Source organism: Vreelandella aquamarina (assembly GCF_900110265.1).
Lineage (GTDB): Bacteria > Pseudomonadota > Gammaproteobacteria > Pseudomonadales > Halomonadaceae > Vreelandella > Vreelandella aquamarina.
In genome coordinates this window covers 1-1,158 of the sequence record NZ_FODB01000123.1, presented here as the reverse complement: position 1 = coordinate 1,158, position 1,158 = coordinate 1, and the positions used below count along the sequence as shown (strand labels likewise).

Sequence of the window (1,158 nt, the reverse complement as noted above, 5' to 3'; positions counted from 1 at the left end):
GGACTTTCACCCCCAAGTCATCCGGCCAACCACCACGGCGGACCGGATAGCGCCTAATTGGCGCTGCGCGCCATGCCTGGCGCACCACAAAAAAAACCGCTCCCTGATAGGGAGCGGTTTTCCAGCGGTGTCAGTAGCTGACACCGCCCTCACAGGGCGTGAGTATTAGGCGATGGCGGCTTGGTAACGGCGCTCGACATCTTCCCAGTTCACCACGTTGAAGAAAGCATCCACGTAGTCTGGACGCTTGTTCTGGAACTTCAGGTAGTAAGCGTGCTCCCAAACATCCAGACCGAGTACGGGCGTGTTGCCGTGCATCAACGGGCTATCTTGGTTGAGGGTATTTTCGACGACCAGCTTTTTCTCAGGCGTGACGGACAACCACGCCCAGCCGCTGCCGAAACGGCCCAGCGCGGCTTTTTTGAAGGCGTCTTTGAACGCATCAAAACCGCCCAGCTCTGCGTCGATGGCTTTAGCCACGTCGCCATGCGGCTGTCCGCCACCGTTGGGTGACATCATTTGCCAAAACATGGAGTGATTAGCGTGGCCGCCACCGTTGTTGATAACAGCTTGGCGCTTCTCTTCGGGTACGCGATCCAAGTTCGCCACCAGCTCTTCCACCGGAACATCTTCTAGACCAGTACCTTCCAGCGCACCGTTCAGGTTGGTGACGTAGGTGTTGTGGTGGCGAGAGTGGTGAATTTCCATCGTCATCGCGTCGATGTTCGGCTCGAGAGCATCGTAAGCGTACGGCAGTTCAGGAAGGGTATGTGCCATGCTATCTTCTCCTTGAGTGGCTTCTGTTGCGTTCACTACATTAGGTGTGGTCTTACTCCACCCTTTTCAACCACCGCCCCGGCAATTTTTTTACCATCGGCGGCAAATCTTTGTCCCAGCACCTTAGTCAACTATTGTCAGTTTATCGAACCCGCCCGCAATAAAAAAGCCGACTTCTGGCGAAGTCGGCTTTTGACAGGTAGCAAGTTCAATGACTTACAGCTTGCTTTCCAGCTCTGGCAGAATCTCGAACAGATCCCCCACTAGGCCATAGTCGGCGACCTGAAAGATCGGCGCTTCGTCGTCTTTGTTGATGGCGACGATCACCTTGGAGTCTTTCATGCCCGCCAAGTGCTGAATCGCACCTGAAATACCCACCGC

The 1,158-nt window shown here is 55.2% G+C and carries 1 protein-coding gene and 1 pseudogene; both read right to left on the bottom strand.

Features of this window, described 5'->3' with window-relative positions; genetic code table 11:
* Positions 1 to 165: 165 nt before the first annotated feature.
* The gene (locus BMY49_RS17110) at positions 166 to 777 is read right to left on the bottom strand and encodes a superoxide dismutase (protein ID WP_044630796.1); all 612 of its coding nucleotides are present in this window, start codon (positions 775 to 777) and stop codon (positions 166 to 168) included.
* A 216-nt stretch (positions 778 to 993) separates the two neighbouring features.
* Positions 994 to 1,158, bottom strand: a pseudogene (locus BMY49_RS17360) (FAD-binding protein); the annotation flags it as partial.

What these genes read in the sequence shown, in the direction of transcription:
- BMY49_RS17110 (WP_044630796.1), bottom strand. Translation starts at nt 777, where the DNA reads ATGGCACATACCCTTCCTGAACTGCCGTACGCTTACGATGCTCTCGAG.